Annotated in this window: 2 rRNA genes and 1 pseudogene; all 3 read left to right on the top strand. The window is 66.0% G+C overall.

Annotation, left to right across the window (positions count from 1 at the left end):
- Window positions 1–369 (top strand): 23S ribosomal RNA (locus ABZ721_RS21005); the annotation flags it as partial.
- Window positions 370–510: 141 nt separating this feature from the next.
- Window positions 511–627: ribosomal RNA gene (gene rrf, locus ABZ721_RS21000) — 5S ribosomal RNA — on the top strand.
- 133 nt (window positions 628–760) lie between these two features.
- Window positions 761–1,354 (top strand): annotated as a pseudogene (locus ABZ721_RS20995) (RNA helicase); the annotation flags it as partial.

The raw sequence follows: 1,354 nt of genomic DNA, 5'->3' as shown, positions 1-1,354 counted from the left end.
TCGGTCCCAAGGGTTGGGCTGTTCGCCCATTAAAGCGGTACGCGAGCTGGGTTTAGAACGTCGTGAGACAGTTCGGTCCCTATCCGCTGCGCGCGTAGGAATATTGAGAAGGGCTGTCCCTAGTACGAGAGGACCGGGACGGACGAACCTCTGGTGTGCCAGTTGTCCTGCCAAGGGCATGGCTGGTTGGCTACGTTCGGAAAGGATAACCGCTGAAAGCATCTAAGCGGGAAGCCTGCTTCGAGATGAGTATTCCCACCTCCTTTGAGGGGTTAAGGCTCCCAGTAGACGACTGGGTTGATAGGCCAGATGTGGAAGCCCGGTAACGGGTGGAGCTGACTGGTACTAATAGGCCGAGGGCTTGTCTAACATTTCTTGCTTCGCGTCCACTGTTTGGTTCCCGGGTTGCGAACAGTCGCTCCGGTTGAACCAGTACTACTTAAATTGAAAAGTGTGCTTGTTCGCTTGGCACTGTCAATAATCCCGTTCAGCGGGATGGCCCGATAGTGTTTCGGTGGTCATAGCGTTAGGGAAACGCCCGGTTACATTCCGAACCCGGAAGCTAAGCCTTTCAGCGCCGATGGTACTGCAGGGGGGACCCTGTGGGAGAGTAGGACGCCGCCGAACAATCTTTATGGACCCTCGGTCCCGGCCTCTGCGCTGGGACCGAGGGTCTTTTTGTTTTGCCCCACCGGTGCGCGGTCACTCGGCAGGTACGAGAGACTGGCACTACAGCAGCACGAACCAAGGAGTTACGACGATGTCCAACTCGCCCGAGGATCGGTCGGATCGGCCTGAGCGCCGGGAGCCGCGACAGAGCGGTGGCGACCGGGGCGGTTTCCGCACCGGCGGCCCGCGCCGCGACGGTGACCGGGCCGGCGGTTTCCGCCGGGATGACCGTCGTGACGACCGCCCCCGCACCGACCGTCCGAGTTCTGACCGTCCGAGCTCCGACCGCCCCCGTTCCGACCGCCCGCAGGGCGATCGCCCGCGTACGGACCGCCCGAGCGGCGACCGTGGCGGTTCCTTCCGCCGTGACGACCGTGGCGGCAGCTTCCGCCGCGATGACCGTCCGCAGGGCGACCGCCCCCGTTCCGGCCCGCCCAGCGGCGACCGTGGCGGCTTCCGCCGCGACGACCGCCCCCAGGGCGACCGCCCCCGCTTCGGCGCCCCCAGCGGTGACCGCCGCGACGGCCCGCCGCGTGGCGGCTCGCGCCCCGACGATCGTGGCGGCAGCTTCCGTCGTGACGACCGTGGTGGCAGCTTCCGGCGTGATGACCGTCCGCAGGGCGACCGCCCGCGTTCTGGCCCGCCGAGCGGCGACCGTGGCGGCTTCCGCCGCGACGACCGTCCG

This window comes from Streptomyces sp. NPDC006733 (assembly GCF_040636125.1).
Classification (GTDB): Bacteria; Actinomycetota; Actinomycetes; order Streptomycetales; family Streptomycetaceae; genus Actinacidiphila.
The sequence above is the reverse complement of the archived record's forward strand: the minus strand, read 5'-3'. Positions and strand labels throughout refer to the sequence as shown.